The organism is Gemmata sp. SH-PL17 (assembly GCF_001610855.1).
Taxonomy (GTDB): Bacteria; Planctomycetota; Planctomycetia; order Gemmatales; family Gemmataceae; genus Gemmata; species Gemmata massiliana.
This window is the reverse complement of the sequence record NZ_CP011271.1, coordinates 1,059,619-1,084,579: the sequence shown is the minus strand read 5'-3', so window position 1 is coordinate 1,084,579 and position 24,961 is coordinate 1,059,619. Positions and strand designations below refer to the sequence as shown.

Sequence of the window (24,961 nt, the reverse complement as noted above, 5' to 3'; positions counted from 1 at the left end):
GATCCGCACGCAGCGCCCTAACGGTGGTTGCCTCATCTCCGTTCCCGGGGTACGGTATCCCCTGTCGCTCAGAATCGAAGCGCGGAGGAGCGCGTGCCCCGGCTGATCGTCATTCGCGGTGTTGATGAAGGGAAGCAGTTCGAGCTGACCGGGGCCACCGTTACGATCGGCCGGCACTCGGCGAACGCCGTATCGCTCCACGACACACAGGTCTCGCGCCGGCACCTCGAAGTGCGGGCGGGCGCGCACGGGTACGAACTCGTCGACCTCGGGAGCGGGAACGGCACGCTCCTGAACGGACAGCCCGTCCAGGTCGCCCCGCTGCGGAGCGGCGACGCGATCACCATCGGTCAGTCGGTGCTGATGTTCACCGTCGGGCGCAACGAGATGCCCGCGCTCGGTAACGAACTCACCGAGCGCGTGCGACTCCGGGCGCAACCGGACCAGGATCTCAACTCGGCTATCGTGCGCACCGTTGCGGCCGACGCGGGCAGCCAGATCCTCGCGCGCCCGTCCGTCGCGACCGACTGGGTCCGCACCCGCCTCGCGAGCCTCGCGGCCCTTTACGAAACCGCCGAGGTCGTCAGCCACATCCTCGACGTTGATCAGCTCCTCGACGCCGTCATGAACCTCGTGTTCAAGTCCGTGGACGCGGACCACGGGTGTTTCATGGTGCGCGACGAGAGCGGGCGCCTCATCCCCAAGGCCGTGCGGTACCGCGAGGGCACGAACCGGCAGGAAGAACTCGCCGTCAGCCACACGATCGTCGATCACGTCATCAAGGAGAAGCAGGGCGTTCTCGTGTCGGACGTCCACAACGACGACCGGTTCAGCGGGGTCGAGAGCCTCCACCGGCACAACATCCGCGAGGCTATCTGCGTCCCCATGAAGGGGCGGCGCGAAGTAGTTGGGGTGCTGTTCCTCGATACCCAATCTACACTCAAACAGTTCGTGACCCGAGGACTCGAAACGGGCAAATTCACCGAGGACCACCTGCACCTCGCCAGCGCGATCGCGCACCAAGCCGCGATCGCAGTTGAAGAGAGCCGGTACCACGAGGCGCTCGTCAACGCGGAGCGCCTCGCGGCCGTGGGTCAAACGATCGCGGCGCTCTCGCACCACATCAAGAACATCATGCAGGGCGTCCGGTTCGGGGCCGATATGGTCCGCACCGCGATCAAGGAATCCGATACCGACCTGCTCGGTAAGGGCTGGAAGCTGGTCGAGCGGAACCAGAGCCGCATCGACGAACTCATCCTCGACATGCTGAGCTACTCGAAGGAGCGCGAACCGGCAGTCGAGCCGACGGACCTCAACAAGCTCTGCGAGGACGTGCTGGAAATCATCCGCGGGCGCGCGACGGACCGCGGCGTCGCGATCGAGTGGCGCCCGGGGGTCGGTGTTTCCGTCGTCCCGTGCGACACAGAGGGCATCCACCGCGCCGCACTGAACCTCGTGAGCAACGCCATTGATGCCCTCGAAGACCACCCGAGCGCCAAGCTCTCGGTACAAGCGATCCTCGAACCGGACGGTACCTGGGCCAAAATCATCGTGATGGACAACGGCCCCGGTATCCCGACGGACAAGCTCGAAGACATCTTCCGCCCGTTCGTGAGCACGAAGGGCAGCCGCGGAACGGGTTTGGGCCTGCCAGTGAGCCGCAAGATCGTCCGCGAACACGGCGGCGACATCCTCGTTCAGAGCGTCATCGATAAGGGGAGCAAGTTCACCATCCGCCTGCCAATGAAGTCCGCGTTCACCGGCGACGCGAACGCCGCTACCGGGTTGTTCCCCGTCCTTCCGCCCCTCGAAGAATAGCGCACCGGGGCGAACACGCCCTCACAGGCGCCGGGCGATACCGGCACCTTACTCACCCCCAATTACCCCACCATCACAGGCACGAATCCACACTCACCCGAACGGGCGATTCCCCTGCGATTTCGTGGGTGATACGCCAATACGGGTGCCCGCAACGACGGGTTCCGCGGGCTGGGGAATCGGGAGCACGCGACCGCACATCTTACCCAGCCAGACCTCTTTCGCTGACCGGACACTGTTCGCTACACGGTCCCTGCGGAACGATTCGCCACATCGATTTTGTAAAAATGACACACGCGCAATTTCATCACAACTGACCGTGACAAAGAATAGAAGCACGCCCCCGCGGCGCTGCGAGTCGTAACAATCGTTACGCACCTTGCCCGCCGGTGAGGTTTCACCATGTTCGCGCACCTACTGTCATCGACAACGCTTCGCACGCTCGCCGGGTTTACCTGCGTGGCGGGCACGGTCGGCGTCGGAACACTGTTCGCAATAGACCCACTTCCCCCGGGTGCGCCGGTTTCCTCACCGGTACCACTTGTCGCTCCGGCGGCGAAGCCGGTTTCTATCTCGGACGTCGCACTCGCGCGTGCCGCCCTTGCTGCATTTGATGCGGACCCGGTGCTGAAGGATGCTCACGTTTTCGTGAGTGTGGTGGACCGCGGGGCCGTGATCGGCGGCCCGGTCACCAGCGAATCGGTGAAGAAGCGTGCGGAAGCCGTTGTGCGTGCGATCCCCGGCATCGAGTCGGTGAAGAACACGTGCTTCATCGAAGCCGACCCGGACCCGCTCATGCGGGCCGTGGCCGACCGGATGAAGCCCGGCACGAAACCGACCATTAGCAGCACGCCCCTGCCCGGCGTTTCGATCCCGCCCGCGGCCCCGGAAGGGTACATCCCGCCGGTGCCGCCGCCCCAACCGACCGACCTCGTCGCGTCGGTGCAGAAGACGGTCGTCGCCCAGCACCCGACCTCGCTCGGTCCGCCGGTCGTCGGCCTGCTCGGAGCGCCTGTGGCTCCGCACACTGTCGCTAAGGTGCCGCCAACACCAACACCAACACCGACGCCGAGCGCCCCCTCGACGGCTCCGGGCGCGCTGACCGGTTCCGCGGGCGCGAAGCCGTCGGACGTCCTCACTGCGGTCGCGGCGATTCGCGCGACGGACGCCCGTTTCGCGAAGCTGACGGCCGAACTGAAGCCCGACGGCGGGTTGTTCGTGAGCGGGTCCGCGGCGCAAATCACCGACGTGGTGGACTTCGTGGCGGAAGCCCGCAAGGTATCGGGCGTCGTCCGCGTCGCGGTGGACCCGAAGCTGGTGAAGTGATGGAATCTCGTCGGTCACAATCGACCCTCTGAAACCGAGTCTCGGCCACCGTAAGAATGGGGCCGGTTTCAGAGGCGTCCGTGCCGACTCCGGCTAACATTTGCTAACATCTTCCGGAACCCGATTGTTAGCCAATCGCCGCAACTAGCTTTCCCGCAAATTGTTGTAAAGAATCACCAGACAACGTGTCTGTGCATTTGCTACAGTAATCCGCACGTCTCGGGCCTGCAATTCCCACGTACTTCATGCGTCTGCTTTCGGCCAATAGCTGAAACAGATCTCGTGCAAAAAGCGGTCGAATGCGGTCCCGTCGTCACTCCGGATTTGCACTAACCCCTTATCCGCCAGCGCCGTTCCGCCATCGAAGATCACGAACAGCCCGTGGTACAACCCTCGTAGTTCATCGTCGACGACAGCAGCAGACTCTTCCACTGGAACCTCGGCGAACCGCCGGGCGATCCGGGCCTGCGTAGCTGCAAAGGCCGCGGCGACTTCACGCATGAATGGATCTTGAAGGTAGCTACGCCCCATCACTCCTCCGCGGCCTCCACTGTTTCCTAAAAGTGTTGAATTGACGAGAAGCGCCCGCCCAGAATAATGGTGGTAACCACCTCGGTCCTCTCGCTCAGTTTTGGGCGCCAATCACATCTGTACACGAAAAATACCACACGCCTTCTTTGGACGCAAGTATACTTACTGAGAATTTTCGCGTTCGCCGGGTCAATTACGCCCGCGCACCCTCATCCAATCACCCACGCGACAAAATCCGAGAATATTCTAATTTGATCTTTGGTCTTGATCTCTGCTGACTACGTTGTCTACTGCCCCCGTGCTTTACACCCGGTTTTCCATCACCCACCCGTTCGCGTTCTAGAATTCGCGATAGGAGGCCGTTTGCATGCGCGTTCTGGTGGTCGCGGACATCCACGGCAACAGGGCCGCGCTTGAGGCGATCCGCGAGCCGTTCGACGTGTGCCTATGTGTCGGTGACATCGTCGATTACGGCCCGGAGCCGGCGTGGTGCGTGGACTGGGTGCGCCAGAACGCGACCTACTGCGTGCGCGGGAACCACGACCACGGCGTCGCACAGAACGTCGACATTCAGGGCGCCGGCGGGTTCCGCTTCCTCACGTCGGTGACGCGCCCGATCGCGGTCGCGACCCTTTCGGGGGACCAACGGCGCTACCTCGCCGAACTGCCCACGTCCCGCATGTTTACACTCAACGGCAAGCGGTTCCTGCTCGTTCACGCCACCCCGCGTGACCCGATGGACGAGTACGCCCCGGCCGATCCCGCGTTCTGGTACCCGCGGCTCGCGGGCCTGAAGGTCGATTACGTGCTCACGGGCCACACGCACGTGCCCTACACGCTCCGGGTGCGCAACACGCTCGTCGTGAACCCCGGCAGCGTCGGGATCGGGCGCGACGGCAACCCGCACGCCTCCTACGCGATCATCGACGGCGACGACGTGCAGTTGAAGCGCATCGAGTACGCGATCGAAGAAACGGTGGGCGCAATGGAAGCAACCGTCCGCGACGCGACCGCCCGGCTCATGCTCACCGACGTCTTCCGCACCGGCGGCCTCCCGACCAAGTGGCTGCTCCGCAACGGTTCCCTGTCCAACGGCAATGGGAACGGAAACGGCAATGGGAACGGAAACGGGAAGATCGCCCACTGAGTCGAACCGCGTGTTCACGCGAGGGGCGGAAACATTCCCCTTGCATCCCAGGTTCATCCGGCTATATCCGGGCCGAAACACGAACGTGGGAGTGCAGACATGCGGGCGCTACTTGCCCTGGTCGTCGCGTGCGCGGCGGTCGGGTGCTACCAGGACAAGTACAACGTGAACAGTCCGCAGCGCGAGGACTACCAGCTCCCGCCGAACGAGACGCGCTACAACGAACCCGATAAAGCGACGTACCGCCCGCCGCCCACTCCCAAGAAGGAAGAGAACCTCCGGGACCGGAACAAGGGCGGCGGACCGGGGGGCGGCGGGCTCGGTGGGTTCTAGTGATTTCGCCGATTAACAAGCCAATTCTAATTGCACGAGCGGGCGGGCCGGTCGATTACGACCGGCTTGCCGTGCGTAGCGGTCCGGCAAATCCCCGCGCCCTCCCATTTTCCCAAAACTCCGGCAACATAGCCGCCACCGGGACGATCTCCTATTTGAGTTCTTCCCTCGAAGCCCGCGCCCACGGGGGGAGACCATTCGTGGAGCTCCCTCGTGTCGCGCACCCGGTTCCTACTCACGTTCTTTTTCGCGCTCTCCGCAATCAGCGCGGCCGACGCCAAGGCCGACAGTCTGTTTGTTCGGAAGGCGAAAGCGGTGGACGAGGCGAAAGCCCGCGCCTTGATCGAAACGCTGAAGAGCGATCCCGACGAAAAGAAGCGCAAAACCGCGGCCGATGAACTCGGCGGCGCCGATCCGCGCATGTGCCCGGACGCGGCCCCCACTCTGATCACCGCACTTCGCAAAGACACGTCCGCCGGGGTTCGGGCCGAAGCCGCGAACTCGCTCCGCCAGTTGAATGAAGTGGTTCCGCAAGCCGGCGCCGCGTTGGAAATGGCCCTCGATAACGATCCGTCGCCGCTAGTGCGCCTCGCAGCGAAGCGGGCGTTGTGGGTGTATCACCTGAACGGCTACCGTACCGCGAAGAACGAGGACGGCACCGGCAACCAGACGATCGAACCGCCCATTGCCAGCCCGTCCGGTCCGCGCCAGGTGGTGGCCTTCATCCCTGCGCCGCCCGTGCCCGTGGCTTCGCCTCCAACGGAGCCCATCGCGGCAACGCCCGTCCCGCAGCTCCCGCCGGTCGCAGCCCGCCCCACGCCACAACCCGGTCCGCGGCTGTTCTGGCCGAACATCTTGCCCGGTCCGCGGTCCGCGGTTCGCGCGGCGCTGAACCTCCCGCCACTGGTGGTTTCAAGGGACGAACCGCCGCTGGCGAAGAAGCCCGCGGTACCGGCCGTCACGATGAGCACGCCGCCGAAGCACACGCCAGAACCGCCGCTCGTTCAGCACGTACCCGTACCGACAGTATCCGAATACGTGCCGACGCTCCCTCCGTTCCAGCCGGACCTCCCGTCGGTGGTGTCTCCGCCCCTTCCCATCAGCAAGTTGAAGCAGCCTAAGTAGATGTGAAGAACGCGCAGCCTTGTTCCCCGACATACCAGCGAGAACAAGGCTGTGAATGCTGATAGAGAGCAGACGTTAAGCCATTTCTTGAACTAACACGCCCTTGCTTCGGTCACCTCAACTCGATACTGTCGGAGGGATTTCAACCCTAAAACTCGGGGAGGAGATCCCGATGGGATTGGTAACCTTCGCACTTCTTGCATTCACGCAAGAAGCTCACGCTCGCCCATTTCTCCCGATTCTTCAAAAGGAAAAGCTAGTCGCGACAGACCGAATGCTCGACATTGCGATCGAAGGGGACGGGTACTTCCAAGCCACGAACTCTTGTGGGGACTGTCTGTATACGCGCGTCGGACGGTTGCACCGGAATGTTCAAGGCAGCCTGGAAACAAGCGAAGGTTATCTCCTCTCTCCCCAAATCACCGTGCCCGAATCTGCGACCACAGTTGTGGTTGCCAGTGACGGTCTAGTTCACGCGATTGTGCCAAATCACAAGCCCCAGCCGCTCGGCCAAATTCTCCTCTACCGGTTCGCCCACCCGCAACATTTGCTGCCGTTCGAGCGCGGCTACGAGGTCGGAACCAACGAATCCGGCCCACCCAAGGTGAGCAAACCGGGCAAGAATGGCGCGGGGAAGTTCCGTCAGCGCGCGATTAACGTTCCCCCGATTGCCACATTTACGCGAGTACCAAGGGGGAACGTTACCCGTACTAATGGGATGTTCGACCTCGCGATCGAGGGGGCAGGATTCTTCCGGGTCGTTACCCCGACCCGAGAGCGACTGTTCACTCGATACGGGCGCTTCCACCTTGATGACGAGGGCCGGATCGTGACCGCCGAAGGCTACGTGCTCGAACCGCGGCTATTCCTTCCGGGAAACGCCATTGCCCTTTCGGTCGGGCTGGATGGCCACGCTTCCACACAGTTAGGAACGGACCACAATGTGGCGGTTTCCATCGGCCAACTCAACTTGTATCAGTTCCCCAAGCTGGGTGAGTTGGTAAAGGTGAAAGGGCCGTATTACAAGGAATGCAGGCAGTCGGGCGAAGCCGTCGAAAGTGCCCCCGGCGTTAAGCACGTGGGCATCGTGCGCCAGGGTTACCTCGACCGGACATCGTACATTCCGCTGCAACCGGAGGGGCAGTTCGTTCCCACGGCTCGATGCTTCGATCTCGCGATCGAGGGGCAAGGTTTTTTTGAGGTCCAAACGCCCGCGGGCGAGCGCCGGTTCACGCGGCGTGGGCGCTTCCACGTCAACACCGACGGGAAGCTCGAAACACAAGATGGATACCTTCTTCAACCGCCGGTCACGCTCCGCCTGGACACGGTCGCCGTATCCATCGAGCCCGACGGAACGGTTCGCACGCAAGTTAAGTCCCAAAAAGAGCCGGTGCGCGCGGGACAGATCGCGCTCGCGCGGTTCGCGGACCCATCCGGGCTTGGTCAGGTCAACGAGTATTACTTCGAGCCTTCCAAGTTCTCGGGACCGGCAAAGCGACTCGTTCTCGGAACGAACGGCACCGACAAAGTGTGGCAGGGGTTCCTCGAACGACCACTCCAAGGAGCAGGCGGACGCAACTAGCAAGCAATCCGCTACAGATTACTGATCCGATGCTGCGCCGCCGACTACGCGGGCGGCCGAGATGTGTGGCTGATAGCCCTTGCGGGGCAAAGATGGGAAACCATTTTCCGCAGGGCACGATCGTACTTCGTTACGCTCCCTGAATCAGCCGGATCGCCTGCTGCGCGGCCTGGCGCAGAGGTTCGGCGCCGCTGCGGGCCGCTTCGCGCAGATCCACCAGCGCGCCCGAGGCCGCAGATCCGATCCGCCCCAGTGCTTGCGCCGCGTGGACCCGGCAGGTCATTTCCGATGAAGTCGGGTCCGGAACGGGCAATTGAGCCGGGGTGAGCGCCTCGCTGTTCGGCATTTCGATGGCGGTCGGCGTGAGGGACGAAATCGGCGTGCGCGTGAGCGGGCACTCGGGCCCGCGAAGCACACGAGCGAGGAACGGGACCGCGGACCGGGCCGAAACGCCCATCCAGCCGATGGCGATGGCCGATTCCGCCCGCACGAACGGGTCCGCGTGTTGCAAGTGCGCGATGAGAGTCGCGAGCGCCGGCGCACCGATCTGACTCAGCGCCTTGGACGCGAGCCGGCACAGCACGATGTTCGTCCCGCGCATCGCTTCCGCCAGAAGCGGGACGCTCTCCGCGCCGTCCGCCCCCATGTTACCAAGCGCCTGAGCCGCGCCGGACGCGGTTCGCGGATCGGGGTCTTTGAGCGAGTTACACAAGTCTTCGAGAGCGGGACGTGCGAGCGGGCCGAGTTTCCCGAGTGCCCAAACCGCGTTCCGCCGAACGTACTTGTCGGCGTGGCCGAGCATCAGGACGAGTGTCCCGAGCGCGTCCGGCCCCATTCCGCCGATCGCGTGGGCGGCCGTTTCGCGCACCTTGGCGTTCTCGTCGTCGAGAGCGCGAACCAAGGCGGGCATCGCGTCGCGCGCGAGCCACCCCAGGCGCCCCAAATCCTTGGCCGCACGCTGCCGGTCCACCACGTTCGTGCTCCGCAGCGCACGAACGAGTGCGGGCAGCGGATCGTCGGCGGTCGCACCTGGTTGTTGCACGCTTCCGTCGCTCACCACAGGAACCGAGCGGTTGACTCCTGGCAACCACTGACAACCTTAGCTCACCCTCACCATGCGGCAACCGACTCACTACGTTTTGACTGTGCGCGAACTTTGGATTGGGCATGGGGCCGAAAATTCAGCACGGGCGAGAGCCGCTATGTTCGTTGCGTGAAAGTTCATTGAGCTTCCGAACCGCCCCGGTCCTCCGCGTTGGCCTCTTGTTGCGAATACCCGCGGGTCCGCCAATCGTTCCAGGTGATTCGAGCAAGGGCGATGAAGAGCAGAGCACAGACGGCCCGGGTGAAGCCGGTGTTAAACACGACGCTGGCATTGAACACAACGAACCCCGTGAACCCGTAAACCGCCCACGTGATCCAACGGGGTCGGCTCAGGTACGAATCGAACGCGACCCACGCCCACACCACATCTGCGAACCACACCAGCGCGAAGGCATAGTTCACGAAGATCCCGTTGCCGTACCCGCCCACCTCTCGCGTGTGCTCCCACGCCACCTCGTGCGACCACCCGTGTGCGAGGTGAAACGCGACCACAATGTGAAGTACGCACATCGCGCAGCCCCACGTGTAGATGGCGCGCACGAAAATCGTCGCCGGCTCCCAGCGGCGCCGGGCGAACGCGAGCGAGAAGCCTGTCACCCACCCTATTACCACTCCGAACGCCGTTTCCTGAATTGCCGGGTGCTGGGGGTTCATTTGTGCGGGGTCGAACAGCGAAAGAACCCCGTTGGTGGCGGCCAGGACGCTGAACATCACAACGACCGCACCCGTATCGCGAGCCGGATGCGATTGAACCCGCTCCGCTTCTGCCATACATCACCTCTCCTCTCCTTGTACTCAGCAGCCCCAGTTTACTCGACGGAGCAGTGCGCAATGAGTCGCCGAACGAAGATCGTCTCCACGCTCGGGCCGGCGACCGATTCACCGGACGTTCTGGACGCGATCCTGCGGGCCGGTGTCGATGTGGCCCGCGTCAACTTCTCCCACGGCGCACCAGAAGAACACATCGGCCGGGTCGCGAACTTCCGCGCGGCCGCTCAGCGCGTGGGCAAATTCGCCGCGGTCCTCGCCGACCTCCCCGGGCCGAAGCTCCGCGTGAAGATTTCCTCGCTCCGCTTCCTCAACGCGGGGGACAAGGTCCACTTCTCGCTCACGAGCACGCCGGTCGACGTTTCCGATCTGGTCATCACCGAACCGGAGATGCTCGCGGACGTGCGCCCCGGGCACCGGATGCTCCTCGACGACGGGCGGCTCCAACTGGAAGCGGGCGAAATCAGCGACGGGCGCGTCGTCGCCCGGGTCGTGGTGGGCGGCACGCTCCACCCGAACAAGGGGCTGAACCTGCCGGACACGCCGCTCACGATGGCCGCGCTCACCGAACGGGACCACGGCGCGCTGGCTGTGGCCGCGCGCGCGGGGGTGGATTGGGTCGCGGTTTCGTTCGTGCGCGGGCCGGAAGCCGCGGACGAAGTGCGCGCCGCGTGTGCGGCTCTGGGAATGAACGTTCCGGTCCTCGCGAAGATCGAGCGCCCCGAAGCGGTCGGGCGCGCGGGGGCGATCGTAGCCGCGTTCGACGCGATCATGGTGGCACGCGGAGATTTGGGCGTCGAACTGCCACTGGAGCGCGTGCCGACCGTGCAGAAGAGGCTGATCGCCGAAGCGCGGGCGGCCGGGAAGCCGGTCATCACCGCGACGGACATGCTCGACTCGATGCGGAACAACCCGCGCCCGACGCGCGCCGAAGCGAGCGACGTGGCGAACGCGATCTTCGACGGCACCGACGCCGTCATGCTGTCCGGCGAAACGGCCGTCGGCTCGTACCCGATCGAGGCGGTCGCGTGCATGCACCGTATCGCGGTCGAAACCGAATCGCACCTGCGCCACTCGCGCACGCCCCACACGATGTCGTTCGACGCGGCCAGCGACGACATCGACAACACCATCACCCTGGCCGCGTGCTCGCTCGCCGACGAGGTGAACGCCTCGGCCATCGTGACACCGACGCTCTCGGGGCGCACGGCCAAACTGGTCACGCGGAACCGCCCGTGGACGCCCGTCGTGGCGGTCGCGCCCACCGACGCGATATTACAGCGCCTGGCGCTCGTGTGGGGAATCACGCCCGTGCGTATGACACCGGTCGCGCCGGGCGGGGACCGCATGGCCACCGCTGTGGAAGATGCGTTCAAAGCCGGCACGGTGGCCCCGGGCGAGCGCGTCGTGATCCTCGCCGGGCACCCGATCGCGGGCGGCCCGCGGTTCCCCACCGTCCGCGTCGTTCGCGTCGGCGAAGGCGGCACGTCCTGCGAGCCGTAGAGGGGAGCGACCTCCCCCCCGTCCCCCTCCCTAAAGGGAAGGGGTGCAGGCATACGAAATCGTAGAGATCATGGCTGTTGAACGACCGTTCTTTCTCCCCTTCCCTTTAGGGAGGGGGACGGGGGGTAGGTCGCCTTCCTCTCCTTCTCATGAAATCGCTTAGAGACTAAGTTCGCCCGCACATCTGTCTCTGCCCGCACTACTTCCCATGTGAAACCGTTCGTGTCGTGCGTGTCGCGCCCGTCCTCGGTGCGGTAACGGCATGAATCCGGCGGCTTCCGACATCGTGCGCGCAATTCTTCTCCGCCACCTCAACCGGCGACCGAGTTTTAGGAGACAACACGACCCACGGTCACGAACGGCCCGAACCGCGCTGGCTCACCAGCGCTTCGCGGCCACCCGTTCGCGGGCTGACACACAACGTTGAGGAGCAACGCCGCACCATGTCACAACCGCGCACGTGTCTTTCGCTCGAAACGCTCGAAGTCCGCGAGAACCTCTCCCCCCTCTTCACCGAAACCTTCAACACCACAGCGCCGCCCGCCCTCCCGAGCGGGTGGTCGTCGTGGGCGAGCGACGGAACCACCACGTTCACGAGCGCGACCGGTCAGGGCGCGGACGGGTCCGCCGGTCTCGTGTCGAGCGCCGGGAGCCGCACGTCCTCGATGACGTGGTACCCGTCGACGTTCGACGCCGACACCGGCGCCGAGGTCTCGCTCAAGGTCGATTCGCTCGTCCCGATGTACGTGTTCGCACGCGGCACGAACCTCGAATCGGGCGACCGGAGCTACCTCGCCGCGGTCGTCACGCGCGGCCTGAAGGTGCAGCTCCTGGAGGTCAACGGCGCGAGCACGCGCGTCCTGGGGACGGTTTCTTCGCCGACCTCGTCGTACTTCTCCGGTCAGTGGGTCCGCGTCTCGCTGGTCCCCGAGGGCAGCAGCGTTAAGGTCCAGGTCGTGCGCCAGGACACGGGGCAGTACCTCGCGGCCAACGGAACGTGGCAGGCCGCGCAAACGAGCGTCATTTCCACCACCACGGCCATCACCGGTGGCGGCAAGATCGGGGTCGGGCGGAACGGGCTGTACTACGGCGCCGTTCAGCTCGACGACTTCTCCGGGTTCAGCACGGCGCCGAGCGTCACGGAGACGTTCGACACCACCCCGGTCGGATCGGCGCCGACCACGTGGAACACTTGGGCCTCCGATTCCACGGGCGGCTTCAAGACGACGCTCACGCGCGCCCTCAGTCCGGACAACGGTTTCGCCTCCAACGGGCTTTCCAACACGACGGCCCGGGCGTGGTCGAACACCGATTTACCGGCCGGCGTGGACGTGTCCGCCGCGATCTACCTGGACAGCCTCATCCCCGCACAGATCTTCGCCCGCGGGACGAACGTCCAGGGCTCCACTCCCACTTACTACGCGATCACCCTCACGCGCGGGCTGGAGGCCAAGCTCGTGAAGGTGGTGAACGGTACCGAAACGGTGCTCGCGTCGGTCAAGTCCTCCGCGTACCTCAGCGGACAATGGGTGCGGGCACGCCTGACCGTCGAGGGCAACCAACTGAAGGTGCAACTGTACCGCCCGGACACGCGGCAGTGGCTCACGCCGAACGGCACCTGGTCCGACAGCCCGGACTTTGCCGTGACGCTCAGCGATTCGAGCATCACCGGCGGCGGGAAGGCCGGGGTCGGGCGCAAGGCCGCGGTCTCCGGCACCCTGACGGTCGACGACTTCGATGCGAAGCCGATCGGCGCCGCGAGCGGGCCGCAGGTCGACGTGACGCGCGTGAACGGGACCGGGAACGTGACGGGCGAGGTCACCTTCCGCGCGACCGTCACCGGGGACTTCAACCGCATCGAGTTCCGGCTGAACAACGTGGTGCGGGCGATCTCCGCGACCGGGCCGGCCGACTGGACGTTCGACAGCACCACCGTGGTCAACGGCACGTACACGCTCGTCGTGCGCGTGTTCGACCAGGCGGGGAACGTCGCCGAGGAGGACTTCACGTTCACGGTGTCCAACCCGAACATGGACCCGCTCCCGGACCCGGTGATCCCGAAGCACTACGACTACATCCGCCTCGCGATGCTCGCGTACAGCGGGACGCCCGTCGGCGACTCGTTCGAGCAGTACCTGCTCAAGAACAGCATCGACCTCGTGATCCCGAACCCGAGCTACCTGAACACGATCAATAGCGCCTCACCGAACACGCCGCAGCTCATTTACAGTAACGTGAGCAACCTCTACCAGGGCCTGCTCACGGACTGGCTCCAGTACGCGGACCGCACCGGGGCGTCGCGCGAACTCGCGTTCTACCACGTGACGAAGGCGACCGCGTTCCAGGGCACCAGCCCGTCGTCGCAGCCGGTGACCTGGTTCTGGGGCGTGTACCAGTCGAACGGCACCGCCACCCCGACGGACGTGACCTCCGCGGCGCGGGGTGGGCGCTCGTCCAACGTGCAGTTCGGGGCCGCCGGTACGTCCACCTCGGTCGGGTTCGTGGAGAAGTTCCGCGAAATGAACATCACGCTCGCACGCGGCGCGTCGAGCGGGTGGTCCGGAACGTGGGAGTACGCGACCGCGGTGGACGCGAACGGCAACCCGACCGCGTGGAAGACGCTCGCGCTGAACAAGGACGGCACCAACGGGCTGACGGCCTCCGGGCAGATCACCTTCGACCCGCCGAGCGACTGGGTGGCCTCCTCGATGACGCCGGGCGGCGCGCGGCTCTTCTCGGTCCGGTTCCGCGTCACGAGCGGGACCGCGGCCAACGGCGCGGAACTGCTCACCGTCTTCGGGCGCGACTACGTGAACGCGAACGGCGGGCAGACCGGCACCATCCCCGCGTTCGACTACTCCGCCGACGCGAACCACGACGGGTACCTGAGCGACGCCGAGTACGCCAACCGGCAGGCCGGGATGGACGCGCGGTTCGTGTACGAGTCGCGGCTGTTCTACCCGTACTACGGGCAGATGCGGTACGTCACCAACCCGTCGTCCGCGGCGGTGCGCCACTGGGCCGCCGACTACCACCAGCGCCTGCTGGCCGGGTACCCGAACGCCGACGGCATCTTCATGGACAACGCGACCGGGAAGCTCCCGTTCCCCGGCGTCAGCGTCCTGGAGCCGACCGGAACCTTCAGCGAGGACTCCGGCGCGCTGATGAATTCCGTGTCCCGCGCGATCGGCCCGAAGTGGGTGCTGGCGAACACGGCCGGCGGCGCGACGACCGCGGACCCGATCGTGGCGAACTCGGGCGGCGCGTTCGAGGAGTTCCTGATCCGCCCGATGAGCGCCAACTGGTCCGAGGTGGGCGACGCGGTCGCGCTCATCAACCGGCGCCTGGGTACAACCGGGAACCCGTACCTCGTGATCGACAGCAGCCCCGAGGGGGGGAGCCGGTTCGATTCGCGCACGCAGGTCGCGACGCTCGCCTACTACTACCTGGTCGGTGACCCGGACCGCACGTTCCTGATGTTCTACGGCGGCGACAGCCCCTCCACCTCGTGGTCCGGGCACTGGACCCCGGTCGTAAACGTGGACGTCGGCGCCCCGGTGGGCACGATGAAGACGTTCGCAACGGGCAAAGATCCGGCGAACACGGACCTCACCTACCGGGTGCTCTCGCGCGAGTACGAGAACGCCCTCGTGCTGTACAAGCCGCTCTCCTACGCCCAGGGCAAGGGCGAGGGCACGACCGCGGACAACACCGCGACGACGCACCAACTGAACGGCACGTACCGCATCGTGAACTCGAACGGCACGCTGGGCCAGTACGTCACGTCGGTGACGCTCCGCAACGGCGAGGGCGCGATTCTGGTGAAGGCGTAATGTGGTTTGCGTAGTAGGTTGGGTTGTGCCCGGCGTTTGATCTACACCCGCTCGTTAGCACTCGCGGTTCGCCAAACGCCAAGGCGAACCGCGAGTGCTAACGAGCGGGTGTGTTGCTTTGTAGTCAAACGCTGTCGGCACGGCCCGACCTACGAATCAGGCTTCCTTCAGCAGTTCCGACACCGCGGCATCGGCGACACACTTCCCGCGGCGCGTGAGCCGCACGTCCGATCCGTTGTCGCTCACGAGAGCGTTTTCACGCAGAAGCGCGAGTGCGGCAGGAGCCAGTGTGTCCAACGCGAAGCCGGTTTGCTCGTGAAAGCGCGTGCGGTTGATCCCGTCCGCGCGCCGGAGTTGTGTCGCCATCGTCTCGAAGGCCCGCGCGCGCGGTTCCAGTTCTTCGCGCTGGAACGCGACCGGCTCTCCACTCAGTGCTTTGCGAATGTAGAGCTTCGTGTCGCGCACGTTCAGTTCGCGTGCGCCGTGTACGTAGCGCGCGGCTCCCACACCGAAACCGTAATACGCCTCGTTCGCCCAGTACCGCTCGTTGTGTCGGCACCGGAACCCGGGGCGCGCGAAGTTCGATATCTCGTAGTGCTCGAACCCGGCTTCTGCGAGCCGGTCCATCGCGCGCTCGTACATCGCGAGTTCGTCGTCCTCCGGCACCGGCGCGACTTGCCCGCGGTGCTGCCGTTTCCACAACGGTGTCCCCTTCTCGTAGGTCAGCCCGTAAGTGGAAACGTGCTGCGGCGCGAACGCGAGCGCGGCGTCCAAATCAGCGCACCAACTCGCGAGCGTCGAACCCGGCGCCCCGAAGATCAAATCGAACGACACCGTGGCAATGTGCTTTCGCGTCACTTCGACCGCGCGCCCGATATGCTCCGGCGCGTGACGCCGGTCCAGAACCGCGAGCGACTCGGGCCGGAACGACTGCACCCCGATGCTCACGCGGTTCACGCCGACTGCCGCCAGCACCGCCGCCTTCTCTTCGGTGAGTGAATCGGGATTGGCCTCAATAGAGAATTCGCGCGAGGTACCTTCGAGTGCCGACGGCAGCCAGCGCGTGATCGCCTCCAGCAAGCGTTCCAACTGATTCGCAGACAGGTGCGTGGGCGTTCCACCGCCAATGAACAAGCTCTCGACCGGGCGCGGGGCGCCCAGTGTCGCGAGTTCGGCCGCGAGCGCGTCGAGGTACAGGTCAATGAGGTGATCCTGTCCCGCGGTTACCGCGAAGTCGCAGTACCCGCAGTGGTGCGCGCAAAACGGGACGTGGATGTAAGCGGTCCGCGGGTCGAGCCAGGGAGCGAGAAGTTCCAGAGTTCCAAGTTCCAAAGTTCCAAGCTCCAGAGTTCCAAGTTCCAGAGTTCCAAGTTAGCAGAAACGAAGAAACCCGGTCGGGAAACACCCGCCGGGTCTGTTTTTAGCTTGGAACTCTGGAACCCCGAACTCGGAACCGGTCCTTACGGGAACAGGAACGCGGCCCCGGTGATGATGCCCGCTTCCGCGACGGTGCCCGTGAGGGTCAGGCCGGGCGGGTACAGGTAGTACGGGCTGGGGCTGCCGGGCAAGCACTTACCCGCGCTGGTGTCCCAGAACCCGGTTCGGCACCCGGACACGAGGCTCTGCGGCCACAACAGCACGTTGCGGTAGAAGGTGCCCGCGGACACGAGGGTCGAGAGCGGCCCGAGATCCCAGCCCTGGCGCTCGGCGTTCCGCTCCTCGAAGTGCAGGCGCCGGTGAACCACGTAGCCCGGTTCGAGGTACATCGTGTGCGGCGCGTATGCCGCCGTCTTCGGTTGGTACGCCACGCCCGGCGAGGAAATCACCGGCAGCGGCGGGAACTGGTACCCGCTGTCCTTCGGCTCCTTGATAGCCTTGAGTTCCTGCAGTGTCCGCTCTTGCTTCTGAATCTCCCCCGGATCTTTCTCTTCGCGGATCTGCTTCTCGGTAATGGCGATCCGGTCCCGGATCGTCTGGAACATGATGGCCCGTTCCAGTTCGGGGTCGTTGTAGACCGTGAAGATCTTGTCGCGCGACGGCAACTGGATCTCGCGCGGGTCGACGGGCGGGATCGGGTTCCCCACCTTCTTTTCGGGCAGGAACCCGCCCCCCTTGGGGCCGGGCTGAGCCGCGAACCCGGTCGGGACCGTGGACGGTTGAACCGGCGGCGCGAACGTGCGCTCGGGCGGCGGGAGGTTGAGCGAGGGAACCGCCGGCACGTCGGGAATCGCCGACCCGCGCGCCGGTTCCTTGTCCTTCAACTGCGCGACGCCCAAGTTTTCGGTCGCGCTCGGCAGCCCGCCACCGGTCGCGGTGAGCGCGTCGGCCGCCTTCTGGAAGTACATCACGGTTCCGGCTGAACCGGGCGTCGCCCCGGGCGCGGGGCGCGCGGGCTGTGGTTGCGCTTGCGGCGGTGGCGTTCGGGGCCGGTACCCGGGCGGGAGCGGGAGTGCCCCCGGCTGGGTGTTCGACGGTTGCGCCTGCGGCTGGGTGCCGGGCGGCTGCGCGAGGGCCGGCCCCGCGACCAGCGCCAAGAACAGAGCGGCCTTAGCCCCCGCTGTCCCCGGCGTAATCAACCGAACTGTAGTTCGGCGCTTCCTGCGTGATAGCAATGTCATGCGGGTGGCTCTCCTGCACACTCGCCGCGGTCACTTGAATGAACCGGGCCTTGGTCCGCAACTCATCGAGCGTCTTGCAGCCGCAATACCCCATTCCGGCCCGCACGCCGCCGACCAACTGGTATACAAAGGGGGCCAGGTGGCCCTTAAACGGAACTCGCCCTTCGACCCCTTCGGGTACCAGTTTCCCGTTCGTCGGCTGACCGGACCCGCCGCCCCCGCCCTGTTGGTAGCGGTCGGCGCTGCCGGCCATCATCGCACCGAGCGAACCCATTCCGCGATACTGCTTGAACGACCGCCCGCGGTACAGGATGAGCTGCCCGGGGCTTTCGGCCAGCCCCGCGAACAGCCCGCCGATCATGCACGAGTACGCGCCCGCGGCGAGTGCCTTCGTGATGTCGCCGCTGTACCGAATGCCGCCGTCCGCAATAATGGGGATGCCCGTCCCGGCCAGCCCCTTCACCACGTTCGCGATCGCCGACATCTGGGGCACGCCCACGCCCGACACGATCCGCGTTGTACAAATCGACCCCGGCCCGATGCCGCACTTAACGCCGTCGGCGCCGGCCTCGGCCAGCGCCCGGGCGCCCTCGGTGGTCGCCACGTTCCCCGCGATCACGTCAATCGAGTGCCGCTTCTTCAGCTCGCGCACCGTTTCGATCACGTTGCGGCTGTGCCCGTGGGCGGAATCCACCACCAGCACGTCCACCCCGGCCTCGATCAGCGACGCGGCCCGTTCAAAGTCGCGGACCCCGATCGCCGCCCCGACCTTCAGCCGCCCCCGCGCGTCCTTTGCCGCGTTCGGGAACTTTTGCGTCTTGTCGATGTCCTTGATCGTGATCAATCCCTTCAGTCTGAATTGATCGTCTACTAGGAGCAATTTCTCCACCTTATTTTTCGTGAGCAGCTTTTCGGCCGCGTCGAGGGTGGTGTTTTCGGGCGCGGTGACGAGGTTCCGCTTCGTCATCACCTCTTCGAGCTTCTGTTCGTTGTCGTCGAGGAACTTGAGGTCGCGCCGCGTGAGAATCCCCTTCAGGACGCCGTTCACGGTGATCGGCACGCCGCTGATGTGGTGATCCTCCATGATCTTGCGCGCGTGCCCGACGGTGTCGTCGGGCGGGAGCGTGATCGGGTCGGTGATGATCCCGTTCTCGCTCCGCTTCACCTTGTCCACCTCGCGGGTCTGCTGAGCGACGGTGAGGTTCTTGTGAATGATCCCGATCCCGCCCTCTTGGGCGAGCGCGATGGCCAGCTCGCTCTCGGTGACGGTGTCCATCGGGCTGGAAATGATCGGAACGTTGATTCGCACGTTCCGGGTCAGTTGAGTGCGGACGTCCGTATCTTTCGGCACGAGATCGCTGTACCCCGGCTCCAGCAGCACGTCATCGAATGTAATCCCCTGATACGCAATGCGGTCCTGCATGGCGGCTCCGTGGCGAAAGGCGCGAAATGGTGTGGTCTGGGATTATAGGGAGTTGAGTCAATCCGCGTTACAGAATGCGCGCTGCGAATAGCTGAAATGAACCACCGCCCTCGTGAGCGGGGTACGTAACGTGTTACGGGCACCCACCGCCCTCGCGGGCGGGGTTCACCTCCAGCATTAACCCTGTTTCGGCGTGAGCACCAGGAGCATTGGGCCGTCGCTGACCACCACACCGCCGGCCGTTTCTTTGGTGACGGCGAACGCTTTCGCGTCCTTGACCAGAATGGGGTTACGCACGCGCACGAGGACGGTACCGTCGGGCTTCACGTCGAACACCCCGCCGTCCACTGGCTCCTTCTTGGCGCGCCCACCGTCCACGATCCAGAGCTGGTACTGCTCTTTAGTTGGGTCGAGGGGGGGGAGTCCGCGAACTTCGAGGTACCCTTCCTGCTTCGCCGTACTCCACACGACTTCACCGGCGGCCCCGGCCTGCTCTCCTGCGAACTTCGCGGCCTGTGCCGTGGCGTCTTTGGTGAGTCGATCGCGTTTCAGCCGCTCTTCTTCCGGGCCTTGCACTACCGACACGTCTTTGGGCCACTGCGTGTAAACGAGCACACCGATCAAGCACGCGGCCACAGCCCAGCCCGCCCACGTTCCCCATGCGGACCGGGAACGGGAACGGGTCGGTTTGGCCGCTGCGGGCGAGACCGGAGTCAACACGGTCGCCGCAAGTTGAAGCCGCTCGGCCAGATGCGTGGGAAGCGGGTCCGGAGTGTCGATGAACGCCAAATGGACCGCGGCCGCCGCGCGTTCGAGCGCGTCCGGGTCTTCGTCCGGATACGCTTCGAGTAGCGCGTCCAGTTCCATTGTCTCGTCGGACGTTAACCCCTGAGTGGCTTCACGAGCCAAAAGGTCGTCCAGTCGGTCGAGTCGGGGATCGGTATTCACGACGCCCCTCCCCCGGCCGTGAGCCGCTCGCGCACGCGGATCAGCCCGCGGCGAATGTGTGTCTTTACGGTACCGACCGGCAGCCCGGTTTGGGCGGCGATCGCTTCGTGCGTGAGTCCCTGATAAACGGCGAGCTGGATCACCCGGCGCTCGTCCTCGCGCAGCTCGGCGAGAACGGCTGCGGCTTTCGCGGCCTCGTCCTCAATGTCGATGCGCGCGACCGTCACCGGCTCCACCGGCTCGTCGGCCAGTGTTTGTGCGGTCGGGGCGCGGCCGGTCCGTCGTTTCCGGTCGATCAACCGGCGGCGTGCGATCATGGTTACGTAAGTAGGCTCAGACGAACGGGAGGGATCGTACCGGCCCGCGTTCTTCCACAACTCGATGAACACGTCTTGAACGGCGTCTTCGGCGTCAGAGGGGTTGCCCAGAAACCGCCGCGCCAGGGACCACACCAGCCCGCCGTAGCGGGCGATGCAGTCCGGCACGGCGGCCGGGTCGCCGGCCGCGATCCGTGGGAGCACGCTGTCCGTCACCAGATCCGCCCCCTGGCCCGCGGCGCGCCAGACGCGACACCATTCGTCGCGTGCGCGCCAGCGGATGCACGAAACAACGCGACCCGTGACCGGAGCCACGGGCCGCGTCTCAATTTTCGTTATAGGTAGAGAAATCAACTAGTAACCCGATCCGCCACTGAATCCGAACGCTTTCCCCCCCGCACCGAACTGGCCACCGGCACCGAACCCGATCTGCCCGAACTGACCGAACGCCCCCTGGCCGAACATACTGAACTGCCCCGCGGCTCCGAATCCGGTTTGCCCGAACTGGCCGAACTGACCATTGAAGCCGTTCTGTCCGAACTGCCCCAACGCTCCCTGTCCGAACTGGCCCAATTGCCCGAATTGACCCGCAAAACCAAGTTGGCCACTGAAACCCATCTGGCCCTGTTGCCCGAACTGACCCGCGAACCCGAGTTGGCCGCTGAACCCCATCTGCCCGAATTGGCCACTGTTTCCAATCTGCCCGAGCTGGCCGAAGCCACCGGTTCCGGTCCCCAGATAACTCCCGATCGTCGGGTACGTCATGATGGACCCACTCGTCCCGGCCCCGGCGTTCCCACTCTGGCCGAACTGACCATTGAAGCCGTTCTGACCGAACTGACCCGTCTGCCCGAATTGACCAAACTGACCGAGTTGACCGGACTGCCCCAATTGGCCCGAGAACCCGTTCTGACCGAACTGACCGGTGAACCCGTTGGCGTTCCCGCCGTTCACACCGGTGTTCCCGGTGTTGCCCGCGGTTCCGGTGATCCCCGTGTTGCCTTGGTTATTTCCCTGAGTGCCACCCGGCGCGCGCCACGCGCCCGGGGGAACGTAGGAGAAACTGGCGACCGACCGGTACCGGCCACCCGGCGGTTGCGCTTTGAGGACGCCCGAAAGGGGCAAAAGGGCGAGCACGCCCAAGCCGCACGCCAGCCAAGTTAGCCGCCGTTGGAGAGATCCAAACATGGCACGCTCACCTCATGAAGAGAATCCGCGGGGCGCAGGTTCGACCGGCCGGACGTGCCGGTGCCAGACACCCGGTGTGCTGCGCGAGCGCCTCGAACCGACCACTTCGATCGGCGCCCACGTTAGGTGCTAAATGCGCTGATTGGGGGAACTTGCGCGAGTGATCGGAAAGAATATCCGGTAGCGCGGATGTGACACCGAGTCGAGTCACCGGAGTAATCGCGGGGAAATGCAGTGATTGTCTTGAATTATTCTGCCGGGGAGGGCGTGCCATCCGGTTCCGTAAAGATGCGATCAAAACGACACCGCCGACCCGAAAAATCGGGTCGGCGGTGCGCAATTCAAAGTCCTGCATGAAGTGGCTTAGTAAGCCGCGTTTCCGCTGAAGCCAATGTTTTTACCACCACCGAAGCCACCGCCACCGAAGCCACCTTGAATACCACCGCCGAAACCGCCCTGAATACCACCTCCGAAACCGCCAATCCCGCCACCGAAGCCACCCTGGATACCACCGCCGAAACCACCCTGAATGCCGCCAATACCACCGCCAAAACCGCCCTGGATACCGCCACCGAAACCACCTTGGATCCCGCCACCGAAGCCACCCTGGATACCGCCAATACCGCCGCCGAAGCCGCCCTGAATGCCGCCACCGATACCGCCAATACCACCGCCGAAACCGCCCTGAATACCACCACCGAAACCGCCAATGCCGCCGCCGATCCCGCCACCACCGGCCCCACCGAGGTAGCTACCGATCGTCGGGAACTGCGAAATGTTACCGCCGATTCCACCAATCCCACCAATCCCACCGCCGATCCCGCCACCAATACCACCGCCCAACCCACCACCAATACCGCCGATCCCACCGATCCCACCACCAATCCCGCCGCCCAACCCACCACCACCGAAACCACCGCCGCCGATCCCACCGCCGAAGCCACCGATCCCACCGCCACCGAAGCCACCGATCCCACCGCCACCGAAGCCACCTTGAATACCACCGCCGCCGAAGCCGCCCTGAATACCGCCGCCACCGAAGCCACCTTGAATACCGCCGCCCTGGATACCGCCTTGGTTACCCTGGATACCCTGGTTCCCGGTGTTACCCTGGTTCCCGATGTTACCCTGGTTGTTCCCGCCGTTGTTCCCAATGTTACCCAGGTTGTTGCCCAGGACAGAACCCGCGGGGCGCCAGGCACCTTGCGGTACGTAAGAGAAGCTCGCGGGCGCGCGGTACCGACCGTTCGGCGGCTGCGCTTTCAGGACTTGCGTCAACGGCAGGAGTGCGAGAACGGACAAGCCAAAGGTAGCCCAAACCAGAGACCGGTACAACGAACGGACCATGTTCCGCCTGCCTCAGTAGAGGTGTTCCGCGCGAGTCCTGTTCGCCGGGGGTCGCGGTGAAAACTCCCGGCGAATGATTTTGCCGCCATTTCGTTCGCAGTGCAGCACTTGTGCGAGCCGACGCCTACCCAAATTCACTCCCCGAGCCGCGCGTTCGGGAAACGCGAATGAGCAGCTCGGGGAGAGTGAATCCGGGTCGGTGAAATCACCGGCCGGGTGAGGCGTCTATGGGAGTGTAACGGGAAACCCCAGAAATGGTTTGCATTTCTTTTGAATTTCGATCGAATTTCCCGTGCAGGTCCGCCCCGGTCGCCCCGACCGGAACTCGATCCGGAGATTCAACATGAGTCGTTCCCCCGGTTTCCGCTGGCGCGCGACCCAATGGGCGTCACTCGCCCTACTCGTCGCAGCTATCGTTACAATCGCCCCGTTCGGCACAACGCTACCCGCCGCCGCCCAACCACCCGCCGGCCAGCTCCCAATCGAACTGCGGTACGTCCCGAACGACGCGGCCTTCTTCCTGTACGCGGATGCCGCCAAAATCTGGTCCCACGAAGCGACCAAGAGCTTCCGCGACGCGGACAAAAACACGTTCGGCCTGCTCGAAGGTGCCGCGACCAAGGTGTCCGGCATGAAGATCACGGATCTCAAAAACGTCGTAGTGTTTTACCCGAACCTCAAGCAACCGCAGGACACCGACCGGGTCGGATTCGTCCTCACCTTTACCAAAGCGTTCGACAAAAAGAAATTGGAAGACGGCCTCGCGGAGCTGTTCCTCAAGAACGCGAAAACTAAGGTGTCCGCCCCGGACGAGAAGACGGCACTGGTTCTCGTGGGGCTCGACGACGAGTACGCGAAGCCGCGCCTGCCCGCGGACGAAGGCCCGCTCTCGTCGGCCATTAAAGCCGCGGCGAGCGGCAAGCACACGCTCGTCGTGGGCACCGCGCTCGGTAGCCTCCCGGACGAGATCCGGATGGACAATCTCCCGGCCCAGGTGCGCCCGTTCCAGCCGCTCTTCCACGCCACTGCGCTCACCGCCACCCTCGACCTCGGCAAGTCCCTCGACCTCAACGTCCGCGTGAAGACCAAGCGCGCGGCCCAGGCCGTGGACGCGGAGAAGGCGCTGGCCGCGCTCGCCAAACTGCTCGGCGACGAACTCACGGGTGAGCTACCGAACCTCGAAAAAGGCGCGGCCGACAACGAGGGCTTAAAGGACGTGGTGAAGGCGCTAAAAGCGGTCGTGGCGGCCGCGAAGGGCGCGAAGTTCGAGGTGGACGACACCGAGGCCCGCGCGACCGCGACGCTCTCGCTCACGGACCTCCCGCTCGCGACCGCTTACGCGGCCGGCGTGCAGGCGTTCCAAGCAAAAGCGTCCATCAGCTCGTCGGCCAACAACCTGAAGCAAATCGCGCTGGCCATGCACAACTACCACGACGCGAACAATGCGTTCCCGCCGGCCGCGGTGTGCGACAAGAAGGGCAAGCCGCAACTGAGCTGGCGCGTCCTCATCCTGCCGTACATCGAGCAGGACGCGCTGTACAAGGAGTTCAAGCTCGACGAGCCGTGGGACAGCGAGCACAACAAGAAGCTCATCGCCAAAATGCCCAAGGTGTACGCGATGCCGGGCAAGTCCAAGCCGGGCGACACGGACACCTATTACCGCGTGTTCGTCGGTAACGGGGCCAGCTTCGACTGGCTCATGGGCACGTCACTCATCGGAATCACCGACGGCACCTCGAACACGTTCATGTGCGCGACCGGCGCGACCGCGGTCCCGTGGACCAAGCCGGACGAACTGGAGTTCGACCCGGAGAAGGACAACAGCAAGCTGATCGGGCTGGTTGTGAACGGTAAGGCCCAGGTCGCCATGTGCGACGGCTCGGTCCGCACGCTGTCAAAAATTCCTGCGAAGGAAACGCTCAACGCGCTCATTACCCGGAGCGGCGGCGAAGTAATCGGTAACGACTTCTAACCTCACCCACCCGGTGAACGGCCAGCGTGAGTGGATTGGTATGTGTTTCACTCAATTGAGTGGAACACCCCGGTCCGC

19 protein-coding genes are annotated in these 24,961 nt (G+C 64.8%); 10 read left to right on the top strand and 9 right to left on the bottom strand.

Annotation, left to right across the window (positions count from 1 at the left end):
* Window positions 1-93 precede the first annotated feature (93 nt).
* Window positions 94-1,818, top strand: coding sequence for an ATP-binding protein (locus VT84_RS04325; RefSeq protein WP_052553110.1), 1,725 nt, complete (start codon window positions 94-96; stop codon window positions 1,816-1,818).
* A 402-nt stretch (window positions 1,819-2,220) separates the two neighbouring features.
* Entirely contained in the window at window positions 2,221-3,144 is a 924-nt protein-coding gene (locus VT84_RS04320; RefSeq protein WP_082838643.1) for a BON domain-containing protein, read from the top strand.
* A gap of 243 nt (window positions 3,145-3,387) precedes the next feature.
* Here the strand turns inward: VT84_RS04320 and VT84_RS04315 are convergent, their stop codons facing one another.
* Window positions 3,388-3,645, bottom strand: a complete 258-nt coding sequence (locus VT84_RS04315; RefSeq protein WP_157469182.1) for a hypothetical protein — start codon at window positions 3,643-3,645, stop codon at window positions 3,388-3,390.
* A gap of 397 nt (window positions 3,646-4,042) precedes the next feature.
* Here VT84_RS04315 and VT84_RS04310 point away from each other — a divergent pair, with 397 nt between their 5' ends.
* The 4 genes from VT84_RS04310 (at window position 4,043) to VT84_RS04295 (ending at window position 7,862) form a co-directional block, all read left to right on the top strand.
* Window positions 4,043-4,822 carry a metallophosphoesterase family protein gene (locus VT84_RS04310; RefSeq protein WP_052553114.1) on the top strand — a complete coding sequence of 260 codons (780 nt, stop codon included), beginning with the start codon at window positions 4,043-4,045 and terminating at the stop codon, window positions 4,820-4,822.
* 99 nt (window positions 4,823-4,921) lie between these two features.
* Complete coding sequence (locus tag VT84_RS04305) at window positions 4,922-5,155, top strand: hypothetical protein (protein ID WP_082838641.1); 234 nt, start codon at window positions 4,922-4,924, stop codon at window positions 5,153-5,155.
* 213 nt (window positions 5,156-5,368) lie between these two features.
* The gene (locus VT84_RS04300; RefSeq protein WP_082838640.1) at window positions 5,369-6,280 is read left to right on the top strand and encodes a HEAT repeat domain-containing protein; all 912 of its coding nucleotides are present in this window, start codon (window positions 5,369-5,371) and stop codon (window positions 6,278-6,280) included.
* 274 nt (window positions 6,281-6,554) lie between these two features.
* Window positions 6,555-7,862, top strand: coding sequence for a hypothetical protein (locus VT84_RS04295; RefSeq protein ID WP_157469180.1), 1,308 nt, complete (start codon window positions 6,555-6,557; stop codon window positions 7,860-7,862).
* A 130-nt stretch (window positions 7,863-7,992) separates the two neighbouring features.
* Here VT84_RS04295 and VT84_RS04290 read toward each other — a convergent pair whose 3' ends face one another.
* Together VT84_RS04290 and VT84_RS04285 are read right to left on the bottom strand one after the other, a co-directional pair.
* The gene (locus VT84_RS04290; RefSeq protein WP_162271586.1) at window positions 7,993-8,904 is read right to left on the bottom strand and encodes a HEAT repeat domain-containing protein; all 912 of its coding nucleotides are present in this window, start codon (window positions 8,902-8,904) and stop codon (window positions 7,993-7,995) included.
* A 179-nt stretch (window positions 8,905-9,083) separates the two neighbouring features.
* On the bottom strand, window positions 9,084-9,737 hold the full coding sequence (locus tag VT84_RS04285) for a hypothetical protein (protein WP_082838637.1): 654 nt from the start codon (window positions 9,735-9,737) through the stop codon (window positions 9,084-9,086).
* Between the two features lie 60 nt (window positions 9,738-9,797).
* Here VT84_RS04285 and pyk point away from each other — a divergent pair, with 60 nt between their 5' ends.
* Both pyk and VT84_RS04275 read left to right on the top strand, forming a co-directional pair.
* Entirely contained in the window at window positions 9,798-11,237 is a 1,440-nt protein-coding gene (gene pyk, locus VT84_RS04280) for a pyruvate kinase (protein ID WP_052553125.1), read from the top strand.
* 443 nt (window positions 11,238-11,680) lie between these two features.
* Window positions 11,681-15,070 (top strand): Ig-like domain-containing protein, encoded by a 3,390-nt coding sequence (locus tag VT84_RS04275; RefSeq protein WP_082838636.1) that lies wholly within the window; start codon window positions 11,681-11,683, stop codon window positions 15,068-15,070.
* Window positions 15,071-15,226: 156 nt separating this feature from the next.
* Here the strand turns inward: VT84_RS04275 and hemW are convergent, their stop codons facing one another.
* The 6 genes from hemW to VT84_RS04245 all read right to left on the bottom strand — a co-directional run bounded on the left by hemW (window position 15,227) and on the right by VT84_RS04245 (window position 21,564).
* Complete coding sequence (gene hemW, locus VT84_RS04270) at window positions 15,227-16,402, bottom strand: radical SAM family heme chaperone HemW (protein WP_239465680.1); 1,176 nt, start codon at window positions 16,400-16,402, stop codon at window positions 15,227-15,229.
* Between the two features lie 128 nt (window positions 16,403-16,530).
* Window positions 16,531-17,688: a hypothetical protein gene (locus VT84_RS04265; protein WP_157469178.1), complete on the bottom strand. Its 1,158-nt coding sequence runs from the start codon at window positions 17,686-17,688 to the stop codon at window positions 16,531-16,533.
* Window positions 17,618-19,111, bottom strand: a complete 1,494-nt coding sequence (gene guaB, locus VT84_RS04260) for an IMP dehydrogenase (RefSeq protein ID WP_052553131.1) — start codon at window positions 19,109-19,111, stop codon at window positions 17,618-17,620. Before guaB ends, VT84_RS04265 begins: the two co-directional genes overlap by 71 nt.
* Window positions 19,112-19,288: 177 nt before the next feature.
* Window positions 19,289-19,747 (bottom strand): anti-sigma factor domain-containing protein, encoded by a 459-nt coding sequence (locus VT84_RS42110; protein WP_410000377.1) that lies wholly within the window; start codon window positions 19,745-19,747, stop codon window positions 19,289-19,291.
* 308 nt (window positions 19,748-20,055) lie between these two features.
* A complete protein-coding gene (locus VT84_RS04250; RefSeq protein WP_239465676.1) occupies window positions 20,056-20,691 on the bottom strand; it encodes a sigma-70 family RNA polymerase sigma factor in 636 nt (211 codons plus the stop codon).
* A 39-nt stretch (window positions 20,692-20,730) separates the two neighbouring features.
* Window positions 20,731-21,564: a hypothetical protein gene (locus tag VT84_RS04245; RefSeq protein ID WP_082838634.1), complete on the bottom strand. Its 834-nt coding sequence runs from the start codon at window positions 21,562-21,564 to the stop codon at window positions 20,731-20,733.
* 432 nt (window positions 21,565-21,996) lie between these two features.
* Between VT84_RS04245 and VT84_RS38075 the strand changes: the two genes are divergently transcribed.
* Window positions 21,997-22,971: a hypothetical protein gene (locus VT84_RS38075; protein ID WP_052553135.1), complete on the top strand. Its 975-nt coding sequence runs from the start codon at window positions 21,997-21,999 to the stop codon at window positions 22,969-22,971.
* 283 nt (window positions 22,972-23,254) lie between these two features.
* Complete coding sequence (locus VT84_RS39945) at window positions 23,255-24,883, top strand: DUF1559 domain-containing protein (protein WP_082838633.1); 1,629 nt, start codon at window positions 23,255-23,257, stop codon at window positions 24,881-24,883.
* Window positions 24,884-24,961: the final 78 nt, after the last annotated feature.

What these genes read in the sequence shown, in the direction of transcription:
- guaB (WP_052553131.1), bottom strand. Translation starts at nt 19,111, where the DNA reads ATGCAGGACCGCATTGCGTATCAGGGGATTACATTCGATGACGTGCTG.
- VT84_RS04275 (WP_082838636.1), top strand. Translation starts at nt 11,681, where the DNA reads ATGTCACAACCGCGCACGTGTCTTTCGCTCGAAACGCTCGAAGTCCGC.
- VT84_RS04265 (WP_157469178.1), bottom strand. Translation starts at nt 17,688, where the DNA reads ATGACATTGCTATCACGCAGGAAGCGCCGAACTACAGTTCGGTTGATT.
- VT84_RS04305 (WP_082838641.1), top strand. Translation starts at nt 4,922, where the DNA reads ATGCGGGCGCTACTTGCCCTGGTCGTCGCGTGCGCGGCGGTCGGGTGC.
- pyk (WP_052553125.1), top strand. Translation starts at nt 9,798, where the DNA reads ATGAGTCGCCGAACGAAGATCGTCTCCACGCTCGGGCCGGCGACCGAT.
- VT84_RS04315 (WP_157469182.1), bottom strand. Translation starts at nt 3,645, where the DNA reads ATGCGTGAAGTCGCCGCGGCCTTTGCAGCTACGCAGGCCCGGATCGCC.
- VT84_RS39945 (WP_082838633.1), top strand. Translation starts at nt 23,255, where the DNA reads ATGAGTCGTTCCCCCGGTTTCCGCTGGCGCGCGACCCAATGGGCGTCA.
- VT84_RS04310 (WP_052553114.1), top strand. Translation starts at nt 4,043, where the DNA reads ATGCGCGTTCTGGTGGTCGCGGACATCCACGGCAACAGGGCCGCGCTT.
- VT84_RS04285 (WP_082838637.1), bottom strand. Translation starts at nt 9,737, where the DNA reads ATGGCAGAAGCGGAGCGGGTTCAATCGCATCCGGCTCGCGATACGGGT.
- VT84_RS04295 (WP_157469180.1), top strand. Translation starts at nt 6,555, where the DNA reads ATGCTCGACATTGCGATCGAAGGGGACGGGTACTTCCAAGCCACGAAC.
- VT84_RS04245 (WP_082838634.1), bottom strand. Translation starts at nt 21,564, where the DNA reads ATGTTTGGATCTCTCCAACGGCGGCTAACTTGGCTGGCGTGCGGCTTG.
- VT84_RS04320 (WP_082838643.1), top strand. Translation starts at nt 2,221, where the DNA reads ATGTTCGCGCACCTACTGTCATCGACAACGCTTCGCACGCTCGCCGGG.